We start from the raw sequence: 15,601 nt of genomic DNA, 5'->3' as shown, positions 1-15,601 counted from the left end.
TGTCATTAAGATAGGTCATTAACTGACTAGCATAACGATTAAACCTTCAACAGATTTTATTTATTTTATATCTTAGGAAGCACCTTCATGACTATGGCACTATTAATTGCAGCATTTTTAATGGGATTTTTTGGTTCGCCGCATTGCTTAGGTATGTGTGGCGGTATCGTCACCGCATTCGGACTATCGATGAAAGAAACCAGTCCAGCAAAAAAACGCGGCCTCATTGCGACTTACCATTTGGGGCGCTTACTCAGTTATGCCCTATTGGGCTTAATTGCTGGCGTGATTGGCACCACGGTATTAACCCCTCTGATGGTTGGCAATAGCACACCTCGCATTCTACTAGGGTTGGTCTTGGTATTTGTAGGATTAACCATGCTAGGGTTGCCTTTTTTAAACAGGCTTGAACGTCTTGGTATGCATTTTTGGCAAGCTTTATCACCTCTGCGGCAGAAAGTCTTCCCCTTAAACACCTTTCCTCGAGCATTGACGGCAGGTTTATTATGGGGATTTTTACCCTGTGGTCTCGTTTATGGCGCATTACTTATTGCGGTCGTCGGTCATGACCCGCTCACGGGTGCCGTATTAATGTTTGTCTTTGGTCTAGGAACCGTACCCATGCTCGTCGCCACGCACGAAACGGTCAACTGGATGCGCAATCAAATCGGGCGTTTTCGCCTAAGGCAAGTGAATGGCGCAATCATGATGCTATCTGGCTTAGCCGTCATAGCGGTGCCGATGGTCATGGCCAATATGCATGGTGGACACGGGCAAATGAACCATGAGCAAATGAACCATGAGCAAATGAACCATGAGCAAATGAACCATGAGCAAATGAACCATGAGCAAATGAACCATGAGCAAATGAATCACGAGCAAATGAATCACGAGCAAATGAATCACGAGCAAATGAATCACGAGCAATAAAAACGTCTCTCATGTACATAGGAGGCAATGATATTTTAAATTATGGATAGGGCATTTTTAGCGTGCCCTATTTTTTTATCTACTAATGCGCCAACCTCTGAATTTAGCAAAGAAACCTTTTAGCCTTTCAGAAAAGTTAAAAGCCTCTGACTCCGGCACTTCTTCAACATGATGACGAGCTGCCAGTATCGGCTGCTGCACCAATCTTTCGTGATGATCAAAAGCCCGATCAAGACTGATACTCATGATAGAGAAGTTAGTCGGACGTGGTAGACAGCGATATACCTGACCCTTATTAATTAAATCAATGACCATATGAGCATCTTTGAACTCAGTCAACATCAGCACCATCAGATCGGGCTGGATATTTTTTAAGGCATAAACGATGGGCGTAATATTTTCTTTATTGAGCGTCGAATCTGTAATCGTGACACCAAAGCGTTTTTTTTGTAATAACTTTGCGGCCTGTTCAAGGTTACTCGCCCAGCTCACGGTATAAGCGCTCTTAAAATGACTTTTTATTTGTTGATAGACACTCTCATCATCGTCTAGTACCAATATATTGCGATTGCTAACCGTGCCACTATTAACACGGTTTTGAGTTGCATCATTTTTCATAAAATTTTGTGTGATTTCTTGCGTTTGCTGAGCAATTTCTGTGGCTTTATTAACAATTTTTTTGAGTTCGTCATTTTGCCATGGCTTAGTGATATAGCGATAAATTTCGCCCTCATTCACAGAATCCATCACGGCATTCAGATCCGCATAACCAGTTAACAAGATACGAATAGTATTTGGTGAAGCTGCTTTGATGTCACTCAATACTTCTGTACCTTGCTTATCTGGCATGCGTTGGTCACTGATGACCACTTGTACTTCATTTGTGCTGACATATTCCATTAGCTCAGTGGCATCGGTAGTAATAAATACGTCATGTGACTGGCGAAAATGCATTTTTAAGCTGCGCAAGATACGCGGCTCATCATCGATAAAAGCGATTTTTGGTTTTTGCATGACGCTCTCTTTAAATAAATGGTTGGAAGTCTCTCAACTTTCAAATAAGGCTTGCGAAGGTTTCTTTTCATGAACGATAGACTGTATCGGTAGCATGAGGGTAAACGTCGTGCCCGCACTAATGACTGAGCTAACCTCAATGCGTCCACCATGTTGTTCGATAATTTGTGCCGTAATAGCCAATCCTAACCCTGTGCCATCGCCTGCTTTTTTAGTGGTAAAAAACGGCTCAAAGATATGCGTTAAAATATGCTCTGCGATACCGACACCATTGTCTATAATGCGTACCACGATATATTGCTGCGCCTCATCGACAGACGAGCTGACTTGCAATGTCCCTTTATGATCTGGCGGCATGGCTTGCGCGGCATTATTAAATAGGTTTAGTAATACTTGGTTAATTTGTGAAGGATTACACTGAATGAGCGGCAGCTCGGCTAGATTGGTTTTGACGTCTAAGGTTTTTAAATTATTGCGAGCCATAATCAATGAGGTATTGATGCAATCATTGATATCGATATCTTTTACTTTGGATTCGTCCAGTCGAGAAAAGTCGCGCAAGCTGACGACCAGTTCAGCAATTTGGTCGACGCCATAAAGTCCATCTTTGATTAAATCTGCCAAATCTTCACTGACTTCATCTTCTTTAATCTTTTCACAGCATTGTAAAGTCTCTTCTATCAGTATCTTGACTTGCTCTTGATTAATAGTTGGCGCTTTTAACGCCTGCAATAATTGATCGGTATGCTGTAGCAATTCATCAAAACGCACGAGATTATCACCGACCAGCTCCATATTACTACGCACATAGCCCAGCGGTGTGTTGACCTCATGAGCGACACCTGCCACCATTTGGCCTAATGTAGCCATTTTTTCAGAACGCACTAGATGCACTTGTGAGGCTTTTAACTCATCCATGGCTTGCTGCAAGTCTTGCGTACGGGCAGCGACTTGTTTTTCTAGATGGACATTGATTTCGGCAAGTGCGCCTTCATTTTCGACGACGCGGTCGATCAGTTGATTGGTCTGCTCGCTGATGATTTGAATCTCGCTGACATTTGAGTGTGGCAGTTTAAGCGCGCTTAATTGTTGATATTTTTTTTGCTCAATTAATGCGCCCATATCAGCCACTGCTAGTGCCATATATTTTAGCGGTCGCGTAAAGTAGCGACGGAACACCCACGCGGTCAACAACAGGATAGGAATAAAACCCAGTAGCATGGTTTGAATCAGTTGGTTCGACAACGCATTTGCTACGCTCATCATGTCATTATTGGGCTTGACGATGACCATCTTCCAATAGGTAAATGGCATACGAAACACAAAGGCGGTGGCGGACTGCTGCAACACAAAATCATTGGGCACAGCGATGGTCTCAATCAAGTGACTGTCTACCAGATTAAACGTTTGGTCAATATTCAATAGCAGCAATGCTGACAGCAACTTGGATTCTTGTTCGCTGATTTTATTCAGATTGGTCGTACTTAGAATACTACGTGCCGCGAGCGTATAACGACTTTCATCTTTGGCAACTGCCTCATCGATGAGTGTTTGATTAATGCTATCTAGGCTGTCCGCAATAGGGGCAAAGCTTGAATGTTTCTCGGCCAATTGATGCGCGGTTACCATTTCTCCTTGGGGATTATCTTCAGTCGCTTGCGTGACCATAGATTGATCAGGAAAGGTCAAAAATCGATTGTCCAAGTCTACCAAAAAGACATAACCACCCAGCTTATCTTGCCACTTTTTCATAGCGTCATCGAGGTTATCTAATAGCAGATTAAAACTCACTACCCCATCAAAAGCCTGATTGCGACTGTCATACAATGCCTTGGCACACGTCATCATCGGCTGATTGCTTTGCGGATCGACATACGCACGGCTCCAGACACAGTGGTCATGGCGTGCGTACATCGCAGGAATGTACCACCACTCTCTATAATAGGGACTCAGCGTTTGGCGCACTTGATTATACTGCTCTAACGGCTGCATGTTGCCTGCGTCATCACGCGCCCACACAAACGACTGACGCTCTCGGTTTTTAGCGTACATATTTGGATCAAACCACACGCCGCCGCCCACAATCCGTTGATCGGTCTGTTGCATGAGATTACCAAAGGTTTCTCTATAAAGACCGTCTTCTTTTGGCAAGCCGCCCGCCATCGCACTGGTTGCCTTTGCCAGTCCGTCGACATGGCTGATATTCGCCATAATGCTATTAATGGCTTCGTTACCCGTTTCAACCACTGTCTCTGAAGTCATCTCCAATATACGAGGCTTAGCTTGAGTCTCAATAACCCAATACACCATCAGGATAATTAGTAAAAAAGCCAATGCTAAAATAATCAGCATGCGTGTGGAAATACTACCAAGCCGACCAGCAACACTCATAGATAAACCTTATATTGATGCGTCTACCACCATCAATGCATCACTTAATGAATAAAGACATCAGTGATACGCAACCACCATTTATAGTGGGCTCAAGGATACGATGCCATCATGACAATATGATGACAAAAGTTTTGTTTTCTTATCTGTTGACCAGCACCTTTTAATTAACAACAGTTAGCTTGCCGTTGGTAAATACAACCTTGTACTCATTTAGCGCTGCTCTCTTTTTACCATCAATAACATCATGCAGCTTATTGAGCGCATATAGTCAGAGCACTTTTAAACCGCTACGGTGTTACCCGCCCTATATGTACTCAGTGTACTATCTGCGGTCGGTCGCCTTGTAGCGATTCTAAAATTCCTTGACTATAGCTGTACTATCAGCCATTGCAAGGCACAAAAAAGCCACTTATTTTTTAAGTGGCTTCTTCATATTCAAGTCAGTCGCTAATTTTTTTATTTATGTCATCAATATCTCTATGATTATAGAGTCTGCCAAGTTTATCTTGTTCTGTACTGTGAAATTTTATACATATGTTATATTAATAATACTAATATAGAGGGTGTGTTTGTATTTTATATAATATCGCGGATCACCGTCACTTATCACTGATTGCAAAGCTTATCTGTTGTACACTCAAAGCTTGATATCACTCGCTCATACAGCTATTCAACTAACCCTAAAGAAAGGCGCTCACAAAGTCTTTCTCTTTTAAATATTAAAGGAAAAGCGATGCGTCCTTTGTTTTTTAGTACTTTGTGCTTAGCAAGCAGTCTTTCACTAATGGCTTGTAGTAGTCATCAACCAACCACAGCAAAAGAATCAACAGCTATCATTACCAACACGGCAAAAGAGAACTCTGACGAACAGCTAAGCGTGGAGCCGTCCAGCCCCGAAGAACCGTTATCAGCGTTCACCGCTTTTGGTAATACAGAAAAAAGTTGGCGCACAGTAATTAATGGCAACCAACTTAGCATTGAAGCAGATTTTTTGAAACCAACAACCATCGTTGTCTCTCGTTCGACCTATGCCGAAGGTGTGGAATACGTGAGTACCGTTAGCGGCAAACCTATTATTATGAATATAAATAGCCAGATTTGTACCGATGATAATGGCTATCAAAATGAATTTACAGTGACGTTGACTTATGATAATAAAAGCTATCAAGGTTGCGCCGTTGCTGGAGCATATGAAACAGCGCCTACGTAATGGCATAGAATTTATTGTGGTTAGCAACCATCATAAATAGCCAGCCATTAGCCAATGGATAACGCATAATTTGGCAAATAAGTACTTATGTTCTTTTCAACCGATGTCATTATTGTTTAATAAAAACACACTATAGTCTGTCTATAAACCCTTCATTTTAGTCAAATAACCTTTTATATCAGTCTTACTAAATAAGGATGAACCTATGAAAATTATAAAGACTCAAATCAATAATCCGGTAGACCACGACACATTTATCCATCAGCCTGATGCCAGTAAAACCCGTGTAGCAAACATACCAGGCAAACGCTTACCCTTCCCTGATCAAATTGGTAATTATCAGCGCAATATTGGGACGCCCACTGACGCTTATCAGGACAGTAAGGTTTATATCGTTGGGGGCGGTATTGCAGGTTTGGCCAGTGCTTATTACTGCATCCGAGATGGCAAAGTATCTGCTGAAAACATTACTATTTTAGAGCATCTTGACGTGGCAGGTGGCTCCTTAGATGGTAGCGGCAATCCTGAGACAGGTTATATGGTGCGCGGCGGTCGTGAAATGGATTTCACTTACGAAAACTTTTGGGATTTATTCCAAGATATCCCCGCTCTTGAAATGCCTGCGCCTTATAGCACCTTGGATGAGTATCGCATAGCAAATGACACCGATCCCAATTACTCTATTGCACGCCTGATCCATAAGCAAGGTGAGATAAAAGACTTCAGTCAACTGGGATTGAGTAAAACCAACCAACTCGCGTTAATTCGTTTGCTATTAAAACCCAAGGAAGAGCTAGACGATATCACTATTGAAGATTATTTTGATGACAGCTTTTTGAGTAGCAACTTCTGGACATTTTGGCGAACCATGTTTGCTTTTGAAAACTGGCATAGCTTACTTGAGTTTAAGCTTTATACGCATCGATTTTTACACGCATTGGACGGTCTAAACGACATGTCTGCGCTGGTATTCCCAAGATACAATCAATTTGATAGCTTTGTTAAGCCACTACAAAATTATTTAAAAGATAAAGGCGTGCAGTTTCAGTATGACACGCTCGTTACCGATTTAGACATTGAATTTGAGCATGCTGATAAAGTAACAGGCACCAAAAAGGTCAAAGCCATCATCACGGAGAAAGCGAGTGAGCAAACCACCATTCCTATGGGTAGCAATGATTTCGTCATCGTAACGACTGGCTCCATGACCGAAGATACCCGCTATGGTGATGATCATACTGCGCCGACGCTAGACTTCAAAAAAGACAGCATGGGGCAATCGTCTGGTTGGAAAGTATGGAATAATCTGGCTAAGCAATCTGCAGTCTTTGGTCACCCAGAAAAATTCAATCAGCATGTGGATAAATCTGCTTGGATGTCGGCGACGTTGACCTGCCAGCCGTCTGCCTTTATTGATAAGCTCAAAACTCTGTCTGTCAACGATCCTTATACGGGTAAAACAGTGACCGGTGGCATCATTACGATTACGGATTCAAACTGGTTGATGAGCTTTACTTGTAACCGTCAACCGCATTTCCCTGATCAGCCAAAAGACACGCTAGTCGTATGGCTATATGCCTTGTTTATGGATAAAGAAGGCAATTATGTCAAAAAACCCATCCCAGAATGTACAGGCAAAGAGATCTTGAGCGAACTCTGTCATCACCTTGGCATCCTCGATGATATAGAGAATATCATGGCCAATACCATCGTCAGAACGGCTTATATGCCCTACATTACCTCGATGTTTATGCCTCGTGCTAAAGGCGATCGTCCTGAGATAGTCCCTGATGGTTGTGTCAATATGGGTCTAGTCGGTCAGTTCGTCGAGACACATAATGATGTGGTATTTACCATGGAGAGCTCTGTTCGTACTGCTCGTGTCGCAGTTTATGAGCTACTAAATGTACAAAAACAAGTCCCCGATATTAACCCATTACAATACGATATCCGTCAATTACTAAAAGCCGCGAATACACTCAACGATGGTAAAGGCTTCATTGGCGAAGGTCTATTAACTAAGCTTCTTAAAGGTACTTACTACGAGCACATATTGCCAAAAGCCAATCAATCCACCAACGGCAACGATTCAATATTTACTCAGCAATGGGAGGCAATCAAAGGGCTTTGGCATAAGTAGGTCTGGCATCAGTAATGTTAGTTTTGATAAAAGCGATAACGCTCTAGGGGATGCATTCATTTTAAAAATGCAGATAGAAATGAGATAAATTGCCGTTAAACAAGGAAAATAGCACCGTTACGAATACTAACAGTGCTATTTGACGATTTTTAACAAAATTTAGCCATTTTTAGCCCATTTAAATGTTCATTAATTGAACTAAGGACATGCCCTAGTCAGACTTGGATAACTGCTGTAACTGCTCAATCAGCCAACGGTGTATACCACTGTGACTGGTACGTGGGTGCCATGCTGCTATCACCTTAAATGTGGGTGGCAGGGCTTCCACTTTAAGCTCTTTAACTCGACTGTTTGGCAATAAACGCGAGGGATAAAATGCGATCATATCGGTTGTATAAAGGATGTCTGGCACCGCAGAAAAGCTAGGAACGGACATAACGATATTTCGTTTAAGACCTTTTTCTGCAAACCACTGGTCATGAGAACCACGTAAGTTAGCGCGTGAAGGTGACACCACCAGCTGCGAGTGTGCGGCAATTTGCGCCAGTGACAGCGGCTCTGTTGTAAAACTATTATTGCAACCAGTAATGCAGAAATGTTGTTCTTCAAGTAGCGTCACATAAGCCAAGTTATCAGGGATAAATTCTGGGAAAGTAATCAGCAGATCAAGCTCGCCTGCCGCAATAAGCTGATTGACATTGTCTGAGGCAAAATCACGCACGATTAACTTCAAGTCAGGCGCGTCGCGGCGCGTTATATGAAACAACTGCGGTAATAATGCCTGCGTCGCATAGTCGGTCGCACTAATCGTAAACACGCCTTTATAAGTCTGCGGCGAAAACACATCTGGCTCTAACAGTGCTTCTAACTGCTCTAATATACGACTAATGGGTTGCTGCATCGATAGCGCTTTGGGGGTTGCCACCATGCTATTGCCTTGACGAATAAACAAACGATCATCAAACAAATCACGCAGCTTACGTAATTGTTCGCTGATTGCCTGCTGTGTCAGCCCCATTTTGCGCGCGACTTGTGAGAGATTTTTTAGATCAAGCAACGCATGTAGCACTCTCAACTGCTTGATATCGAGTCGGTTAATTCCATTCATAATATGTACCATTTATAGTTGTATCTTAAACAACAAAATCCTGTTTCCGATTGTATCTATAAAACTCTATGCTTACCAACCTTACTTACGCAGTAATAAAGCATCAAAACAAGCTCAATGGTTTAAACAATAACCCCGTCTATTTGTTTTAAAAGAGAGTTTTATGGAACCATCTAATATCGATACCAGCCCGTTGTTTGCATCTGTCACACTTGGACCATATACGTTAAAAAACCGTATTGTCATGCCACCGTTGACACGCTCTCGCAGCACGCAACCGGACAATATTCCTAATGAATTAATGGCAAGCTACTATGCACAGCGCGCGTCAGCTGGATTTATGGTCACTGAAGGCACGCAAATTGAGCCAAGGGGTCAAGGTTATGCGTGGACGCCAGGCATACATTCGCATGCTCAAATCGAAGGCTGGAAAAAGGTCACTCAAGCGGTACACGCAGCAGGTGGTATCATTTTCGCTCAGCTTTGGCATGTGGGTCGCGTGTCTCATACCAGCTTACAACCACAAGACGCTCAGCCAGTGGCACCATCAGCTATCACTGCTGACAATGTAAAAGTATTTATCGAAACAGCACCAGGTGCAGGCGCGTTAGCCGATCCTAGTGAGCCACGCGCACTCAGTACTGATGAAGTTAGTGAACTGGTCGCTATGTATGCGGCAGCCGCACGCAATGCATTGGAGGCAGGTTTTGATGGCGTCGAGCTGCACTGTGCCAATGGCTATTTGGTGAATCAGTTCATCTCTGAGCATAGCAACACACGTGATGATCAATATGGCGGTTCGTTGACCAATCGCTTGCGTTTCTTAAAAGAAATCGTGGCTGCCGTCAGTGAAGTGGTTGGTGCTGATCGCTTAGGCGTACGTTTCGCACCGCTGTTTGCTAGCACAGATGAGACTCGCGTGTATTTAGGGCTAGTGGAATCAGATCCACATCATACGTATATTGAAGCGATTAAAGTACTTGAACAAGCGGGTATCGCTTATTTATCTATTGCAGAAGCTGACTGGGACAATGCCCCTGATTTACCAGAGACGTTTTATCAAGCCGTCAGAGCGGAGTTTTCAGGACGTATTATCTATGCGGGTAAATACACGACGGAAAAATCGGTGCATATGCTAGCTAAAGGTTATGGTGATTTATTTGCTTTTGGTCGTCCCTTTATTGCTAACCCCGATTTACCTGAGCGCATCGCCAATCATTGGCCACTCAATGAGGCAGATCCTACCACGATGTATGGTGGCACCGAAATTGGCTATAATGATTATCCTTACTATCAAAACTCTTAATATAATAAGGCCATTCGTGGCCTTATTTTTTTGCTTATGAATACGATATTTTTAATAGCTGATTCATATATATAGCCCTTATGATTCATCCGACTGATCAAACAACTTTTCGATAGGCTTGCTGTGTATCTTTGAGCTATTGAACAGCGACTTATTACCAGTATCCGCTTCTGTCCAAAAATTAATATTAAATTAGGCATCATCACTTAATTCTACGCGGTGCCAATATTGAGGCGGACTGACAGCGAACTGCCCTGCTTTAATAACAATGATTTTTTCAGGTTCAGTAGCGGCTTCATCAGCAAAGCCATAAAAAGTAACCGTGCCTTGCATGACACAAATTTGGCCGTATACGCCCTCTGCTGTATTGTGATGAGTCAGCAAGGCTTTTGGGACTTTATCTTTAGTAAAAAAGTGGGTCGAACGCTTTATTTTCCAATGGCTGGGTATGACAGGGTTTGAGGCGACAGTATGACTCATGGTAACTCCTTGGCTAATTTGATGGGTGTATCCCAATCCTTTTTATTAACAGCTTACTTGAGAATAAAATTTTATTGATAAACGAGAAAAGCACGCACAGTAATGGTTATTACTATAGCGCATCATATTTTCAAATGTATTGCTATCCTCATATAATCTTAGTTAACCATCAATATATAGGATATTAAAGCCACTTTTTAATCCCCATTAAGTAGTATGTGAAATGACATTCATACTGCTTTCGCCTAATGGTTAGCGAGCTTACTTATTGCTACATTAACTCCATCTAAATTATCCAGTTCGACGGTGGAGAATACTTGTCATGCATGCAAAAGAGCTACTTGAGGTTGAACGCCGTGATATAAGAGCGCTCCACTATACGTGGATTGCTTTTTTTCTGACCTTTTATGTCTGGTTCAATATGGCGCCACTAGCCACTTCTATGCTAGAGGCCGAAAGCTACTTAACTTCTGAACACATCAAATTATTTCTCATTGCCAACGTTGCTTTGACCATTCCAGGGCGAGTGGTAGTCGGCATGGCATTGGATCGCTTCGGTCCGCGTCGCGTGTTTTCCATACTGATGGTCGTCATGGCGATACCGACATGGTTCTTCGCTTTTGGTGATTCCGCGATGCAGCTTTTCATCGCTCGCCTATTTATGTCTATCGTGGGCGCAGGGTTCGTCGTTGGCATTCACATGACCGCCCTTTGGTTTAAGCCAAAAGACATTGGCTTTGCCGAAGGGTTTTATGCAGGCTGGGGTAATTTTGGTTCAGCTGCCGCAGCGATTACCATTCCCACGGTTGCGCTACAGTTCTTTGGTGGTGATGACGGTTGGCGCTGGGCAATTGCATTATCTGGCTTACTGATGGCCGCTTACGGGGTAGCCTACTGGTTTTTGATCACCGATGGTCCTACACAAGATACCCATAAAAAGGCACGTAAGGCAGGTGCTTTAGAGGTATCAAGTTGGAGAGACTTATTATTATATTGCCTATTTATTATTCCTTTATATGGCGTATTAGGTGTATTGGTTTATCGCACTAAAAACATGGGATTCCTGAGCGAAACAGGCGCTTGGGGGTTTTATACTCTCATCGCTGTGGTTGTTATTTATCAAATTTATAAAGCCATCAGTGTCAACGTACCCATGCTCAAAGCAGGTATTCCTGAGGATGACAAATACTCCTTTACCTCTGTTGCCGCCCTAAATGTTACCTACTTTGCTAACTTTGGCGCAGAGCTGGCGGTCGTCTCTATGCTACCGATGTTCTTTGCCGCAACGTGGAAGCTTGACCCTACCGTCGCAGGGTTAGTCGCATCGACCTTTGCTTTTGTTAACTTATGGGCGCGACCACTTGGCGGCTATATCTCTGACAAGGTTGGCAATCGTCGCTTGGTGATGTTGGTATACATGTTCGGTATCGGTATCGGCTTTGGATTGATGGGCTTGCTGAATGCAGAGTGGCCATTGTTTATCGCGGTCGTCTTTACGATTCTATGCTCAGTCTTTGTGCAAGGGGCAGAAGGTGCAACTTTTGGTATTATCCCCTCAATTAAACGGCGCTTAACGGGTCAAATTTCTGGTATGGCGGGTGCTTATGGCAACGTGGGCGCTGTGTTCTATCTATTTATATTTACCTTGGTCGAACCAAATCAATTCTTTTTTATCATTGCGATAGGTGCATTTATCGCTTGGGTACTTTGTTTCTTCTGGTTAAAAGAGCCTGAAGATGCCTTTGGTGACGAATACAAAATGTCCTCGGTCGATCGTCAAATTGCCGCTGAAGAAGGATAATTTGATTACCTTATAAAAAAAAGCCACCCAGCATCACTGCTCGGTAGCTTTTTTTTGACTTATATAGAGAGCTATCTAGACATGTCATAGGGGTTATTCAGATGACCCATGATTTTTTATAAAAAGTAACGATTTCAAAAAGTAGCATTTTAAAACAACAACCACTTCGATAAATAACCATTTTGACAAACGACTACTTTGACAAATGATTCACGGTCCATACCGCCGCCTCTACCCGTGTGCGTAGTCCAGTTTTGTTCAAAATATGCTTAACATGCACTTTTACTGTGGATTCTGCGATATCCAGTTTGTTGGCGATCATTTTATTACTTAAGCCTTCAGCAATCATTTGAATCACTTGCAACTCTCTAGTAGTGAGATTGCCAGCGATATCTTCAATGCTTGGTGTACGTAATGTTTGTGCCAGTATTGAGGCCAAATTGGGACTGATAACCAGCTCACCGCGCAACACTTTTCTAATATCGACGATGATTAACTCAGGCTCCATGTCTTTTAGCAAATAACCATCCACCCCTAATTTCAACGCTTCTTGTACGTCTTCTCCGCTGTCAGAAACTGTAAATAGCAAGGTAGCCACGTCAATATTTCTGGCTTTGATTTCTCTTAAGGTCTCGATACCAGTCAACACTGGCATTTTATGATCTAAAATAACCAGATCAACTGGATTTTTTGCCAAAAAATCCAACGCTTCTTGTCCGTTATTCGCCTCACCAACGACCGTTACATCACTTTCGAGACTGAGCAGTTCTGCGACACCGCGGCGCAGCATAGGATGGTCATCGACCAATAATAGCCGAGCAGGAGAAGCAGACGTATAAACTTTAGTAGTCATAAAATACTCACAAATTGAAAAATGCTACAAAAAATACAATGCAGTGGTTAAGAGCGTTTACTAAGCCAATTCATTTAGTTTTGCTCAGCCATATAATCCGTAAAGAAACTGGGTACAAACCTGACGATGACGCTGATACCTGCAGGTACATTATTAGAGATGATCAAATCACCGCCTAATTTATAGGCACGCTCTTTCATAATCATTAGACCATGATGCTGGGTCTGATTGACAGTCCCTGATATGCCAACGCCGTCATCATTAACCATCATCGCTACATAATTACTTTCATCATCATAAACCAAATCGATAGTGACGCAGTTAGCGTGGGCATGGCGACTGATATTCGACAGCGCCTCCCTTATAATTTGAATGAGATGCACTTGTTCGGTTGCCGTTAGATTCAAGGATAGGATTTGATTGTTGACCTTTATGTCAAACTGCCCTTTTACAGCAAACTCATCAGCCGCCTCATACAAAGCTTCATCAAAATTGCCGCTATCAATCGTCAAGCGAAAAGTCGTCAATAAGTCTCGCAGCTCATGATAAGCAGAGTTCAGACCCATTTTTATTTGACTGATATGCTGCCCAACCTTGATTTGACTTTGCTCATCAAATACCACCAGCCCACTGTCTTTATCAGTAGACAATTGCAGATGTTTTTCGAGCACGCTGACTTGTATTTTTAGATAAGACAATGACTGTGCTAAAGAGTCATGCAATTCCCTAGCAATGGTCGAGCGCTCTTCAAGTAGAATCAGCTGATGGTCTTGCTGCCTTTGTCTGCGTAGCGATAAGGCGGTGCTGACGAGATTGGTCAGCACAACGATCAACTCATTGTTTTTAGCAATTAAATAACTACTATCCACCTCTACTACTTTGATGCGTGTTGAATCTTCCTCGCTTTTTTTCTTATCTTCTGCATAAGCTTTATTGGTCATTAAGACAGATTTCGGTCTTACCTTTAACTCACCAAATTCTATATCTTGATGAATAATCGGAAACGTTTTGGTATAAACGTCTTCTTTAATAGAGCAGCTGTCACAAGTGAGTTTGGTACATAGCTCCTTCATCCTATCATCGTGCAGGGCTATAGAGTTTTTATTGGTGAGAATATTGCTTTGGATACACAGCGTAAAATCTAAATATGGGAATATACACCCAAAGCCAGTAATCAATTCATCAAGCCGATGTAAGCTCACAGGACTACTGGTCAATTGCTTTGAGAAATCATAAAACAACGATAAGGCTTGGTTGGCTTTTACCAGATGCTGAGTCTTTGTCTGTACCTCACTCTCAAGTGAGCGCTGATACCTCTCAATGGTACTGGCCATACCGTTAAAAGAATTGCCAAGCGCTTCAAATTCTCTATAACCGCTGATAGACACTCTCGTATCATATTTGCCTTCTTTAAACGCCCGATTGGCTTTAATGAGTTGTTGAATAGGCGTTAGCACTGAGTTCTGTAATCTCCGTACGCCTATCAGCATAATAATCATGCTCAGTATCAGTGATAGTATTTGTAGGTTTTGCTGCCATGTCTGACGCTGCTCATTTCTATCCTGTAACGCGCCAACAAAACGATTGACATCGTCAATATACTTGGTTGAATCACTATAAAAGCCTTGCTTGTCTTGTGCCAACAATGCTGGTTTTAAATCACGAAACCATTGTGATTTTATCTGGCTCCATTGCTCACTGATCGCCTTATCTCTGTTGGCACTGGTCAGTTGATACGCTTGTAATTTGTTGAGACGACTCTCCATGTCTTCAACCAGTATGTCTATTTTTTCAGACTCACTTTTATTGGAGAAATCCAGTCTGTCTTGCTTTTCTACCTGCGGCGCATTGTCACTATCTAAGCCATCTTGTTTGATATTTAGGCTTGAGCTAAAGGGATGGTTATCCGCAAAGTCAGTCGCTAGCTGAAAGCTAATGCGATACGTTGCCATGCGTATCGAGCCTGCGGTATTAATCGCCTCAGCATCAGACTTTGCGACCCAAGCGAGCGCACCGCTGCCTATCGCTGACATCAAAAACAAAGTAGCGATGATCGTAATAGCAATCCAAGTATGAAGGAACAAAGACTGCCGTCGTAGATTAGACATGATTAATAGCGCTCCCATCAAATACTTTCTGCACAAAAGATTTGAGATCTTAAAATTGAACGTCGCAAAGGCAAAAAATACACAGCATAAAAAATACTACAGCGCACTTATCCGTCCATCGACAAGCAAAACCTTAGTGATAAACCTGCCCGCAATATACCCCTTTTAGTCATCAGTATACCACTATGTATGAATACTCTTCATCGGGATAACACAGTACCGTGAGTTATCATTTTTTGATAGAGCAAGTGATTCAT

Annotated in this window: 11 protein-coding genes; 5 read left to right on the top strand and 6 right to left on the bottom strand. The window is 42.5% G+C overall.

What is annotated here, in order from left to right:
* Positions 1–87 precede the first annotated feature (87 nt).
* Positions 88–930, top strand: a complete 843-nt coding sequence (locus ACI2JM_RS08820) for a sulfite exporter TauE/SafE family protein (RefSeq protein ID WP_404643614.1) — start codon at positions 88–90, stop codon at positions 928–930.
* A 75-nt stretch (positions 931–1,005) separates the two neighbouring features.
* Here ACI2JM_RS08820 and ACI2JM_RS08815 read toward each other — a convergent pair whose 3' ends face one another.
* Entirely contained in the window at positions 1,006–1,944 is a 939-nt protein-coding gene (locus ACI2JM_RS08815) for a response regulator (protein WP_404643612.1), read from the bottom strand.
* Positions 1,945–1,977: 33 nt separating this feature from the next.
* Positions 1,978–4,335 carry an ATP-binding protein gene (locus ACI2JM_RS08810; RefSeq protein WP_404643610.1) on the bottom strand — a complete coding sequence of 786 codons (2,358 nt, stop codon included), beginning with the start codon at positions 4,333–4,335 and terminating at the stop codon, positions 1,978–1,980.
* 736 nt (positions 4,336–5,071) lie between these two features.
* On the opposite strand from ACI2JM_RS08810, the gene ACI2JM_RS08805 reads away from it, so the two are divergent.
* A complete protein-coding gene (locus ACI2JM_RS08805) occupies positions 5,072–5,548 on the top strand; it encodes a hypothetical protein (RefSeq protein ID WP_404643608.1) in 477 nt (158 codons plus the stop codon).
* A 205-nt stretch (positions 5,549–5,753) separates the two neighbouring features.
* Entirely contained in the window at positions 5,754–7,688 is a 1,935-nt protein-coding gene (locus tag ACI2JM_RS08800) for an oleate hydratase (protein WP_404643606.1), read from the top strand.
* A gap of 211 nt (positions 7,689–7,899) precedes the next feature.
* Here the strand turns inward: ACI2JM_RS08800 and ACI2JM_RS08795 are convergent, their stop codons facing one another.
* Positions 7,900–8,796, bottom strand: coding sequence for a LysR family transcriptional regulator (locus tag ACI2JM_RS08795; protein WP_270894287.1), 897 nt, complete (start codon positions 8,794–8,796; stop codon positions 7,900–7,902).
* Between the two features lie 178 nt (positions 8,797–8,974).
* On the opposite strand from ACI2JM_RS08795, the gene ACI2JM_RS08790 reads away from it, so the two are divergent.
* The gene (locus ACI2JM_RS08790) at positions 8,975–10,102 is read left to right on the top strand and encodes an alkene reductase (protein WP_404643742.1); all 1,128 of its coding nucleotides are present in this window, start codon (positions 8,975–8,977) and stop codon (positions 10,100–10,102) included.
* A gap of 192 nt (positions 10,103–10,294) precedes the next feature.
* Here ACI2JM_RS08790 and ACI2JM_RS08785 read toward each other — a convergent pair whose 3' ends face one another.
* Positions 10,295–10,582 carry a DUF1971 domain-containing protein gene (locus ACI2JM_RS08785; RefSeq protein ID WP_404643604.1) on the bottom strand — a complete coding sequence of 96 codons (288 nt, stop codon included), beginning with the start codon at positions 10,580–10,582 and terminating at the stop codon, positions 10,295–10,297.
* 322 nt (positions 10,583–10,904) lie between these two features.
* Here ACI2JM_RS08785 and ACI2JM_RS08780 point away from each other — a divergent pair, with 322 nt between their 5' ends.
* Positions 10,905–12,383, top strand: a complete 1,479-nt coding sequence (locus ACI2JM_RS08780; RefSeq protein WP_404643602.1) for an MFS transporter — start codon at positions 10,905–10,907, stop codon at positions 12,381–12,383.
* A gap of 193 nt (positions 12,384–12,576) precedes the next feature.
* Here ACI2JM_RS08780 and narL read toward each other — a convergent pair whose 3' ends face one another.
* Positions 12,577–13,236: a two-component system response regulator NarL gene (narL, locus tag ACI2JM_RS08775; protein WP_404643600.1), complete on the bottom strand. Its 660-nt coding sequence runs from the start codon at positions 13,234–13,236 to the stop codon at positions 12,577–12,579.
* Positions 13,237–13,310: 74 nt separating this feature from the next.
* Positions 13,311–15,344, bottom strand: a complete 2,034-nt coding sequence (locus ACI2JM_RS08770; RefSeq protein WP_404643598.1) for a histidine kinase — start codon at positions 15,342–15,344, stop codon at positions 13,311–13,313.
* Positions 15,345–15,601 lie beyond the last annotated feature (257 nt).

The organism is Psychrobacter sp. NPDC064578, from assembly GCF_044901245.1.
GTDB lineage: Bacteria > Pseudomonadota > Gammaproteobacteria > Pseudomonadales > Moraxellaceae > Psychrobacter > Psychrobacter cibarius_C.
This window is presented reverse-complemented; position numbering and strand designations above follow the sequence as displayed.

Excerpts from the sequence above, each read along its gene's own strand:
- ACI2JM_RS08810 (WP_404643610.1), bottom strand. The coding sequence starts at position 4,335 with ATGAGTGTTGCTGGTCGGCTTGGTAGTATTTCCACACGCATGCTGATT.
- ACI2JM_RS08795 (WP_270894287.1), bottom strand. The coding sequence starts at position 8,796 with ATGAATGGAATTAACCGACTCGATATCAAGCAGTTGAGAGTGCTACAT.
- ACI2JM_RS08800 (WP_404643606.1), top strand. The coding sequence starts at position 5,754 with ATGAAAATTATAAAGACTCAAATCAATAATCCGGTAGACCACGACACA.
- narL (WP_404643600.1), bottom strand. The coding sequence starts at position 13,236 with ATGACTACTAAAGTTTATACGTCTGCTTCTCCTGCTCGGCTATTATTG.
- ACI2JM_RS08815 (WP_404643612.1), bottom strand. The coding sequence starts at position 1,944 with ATGCAAAAACCAAAAATCGCTTTTATCGATGATGAGCCGCGTATCTTG.
- ACI2JM_RS08770 (WP_404643598.1), bottom strand. The coding sequence starts at position 15,344 with ATGTCTAATCTACGACGGCAGTCTTTGTTCCTTCATACTTGGATTGCT.
- ACI2JM_RS08780 (WP_404643602.1), top strand. The coding sequence starts at position 10,905 with ATGCATGCAAAAGAGCTACTTGAGGTTGAACGCCGTGATATAAGAGCG.
- ACI2JM_RS08805 (WP_404643608.1), top strand. The coding sequence starts at position 5,072 with ATGCGTCCTTTGTTTTTTAGTACTTTGTGCTTAGCAAGCAGTCTTTCA.
- ACI2JM_RS08820 (WP_404643614.1), top strand. The coding sequence starts at position 88 with ATGACTATGGCACTATTAATTGCAGCATTTTTAATGGGATTTTTTGGT.
- ACI2JM_RS08785 (WP_404643604.1), bottom strand. The coding sequence starts at position 10,582 with ATGAGTCATACTGTCGCCTCAAACCCTGTCATACCCAGCCATTGGAAA.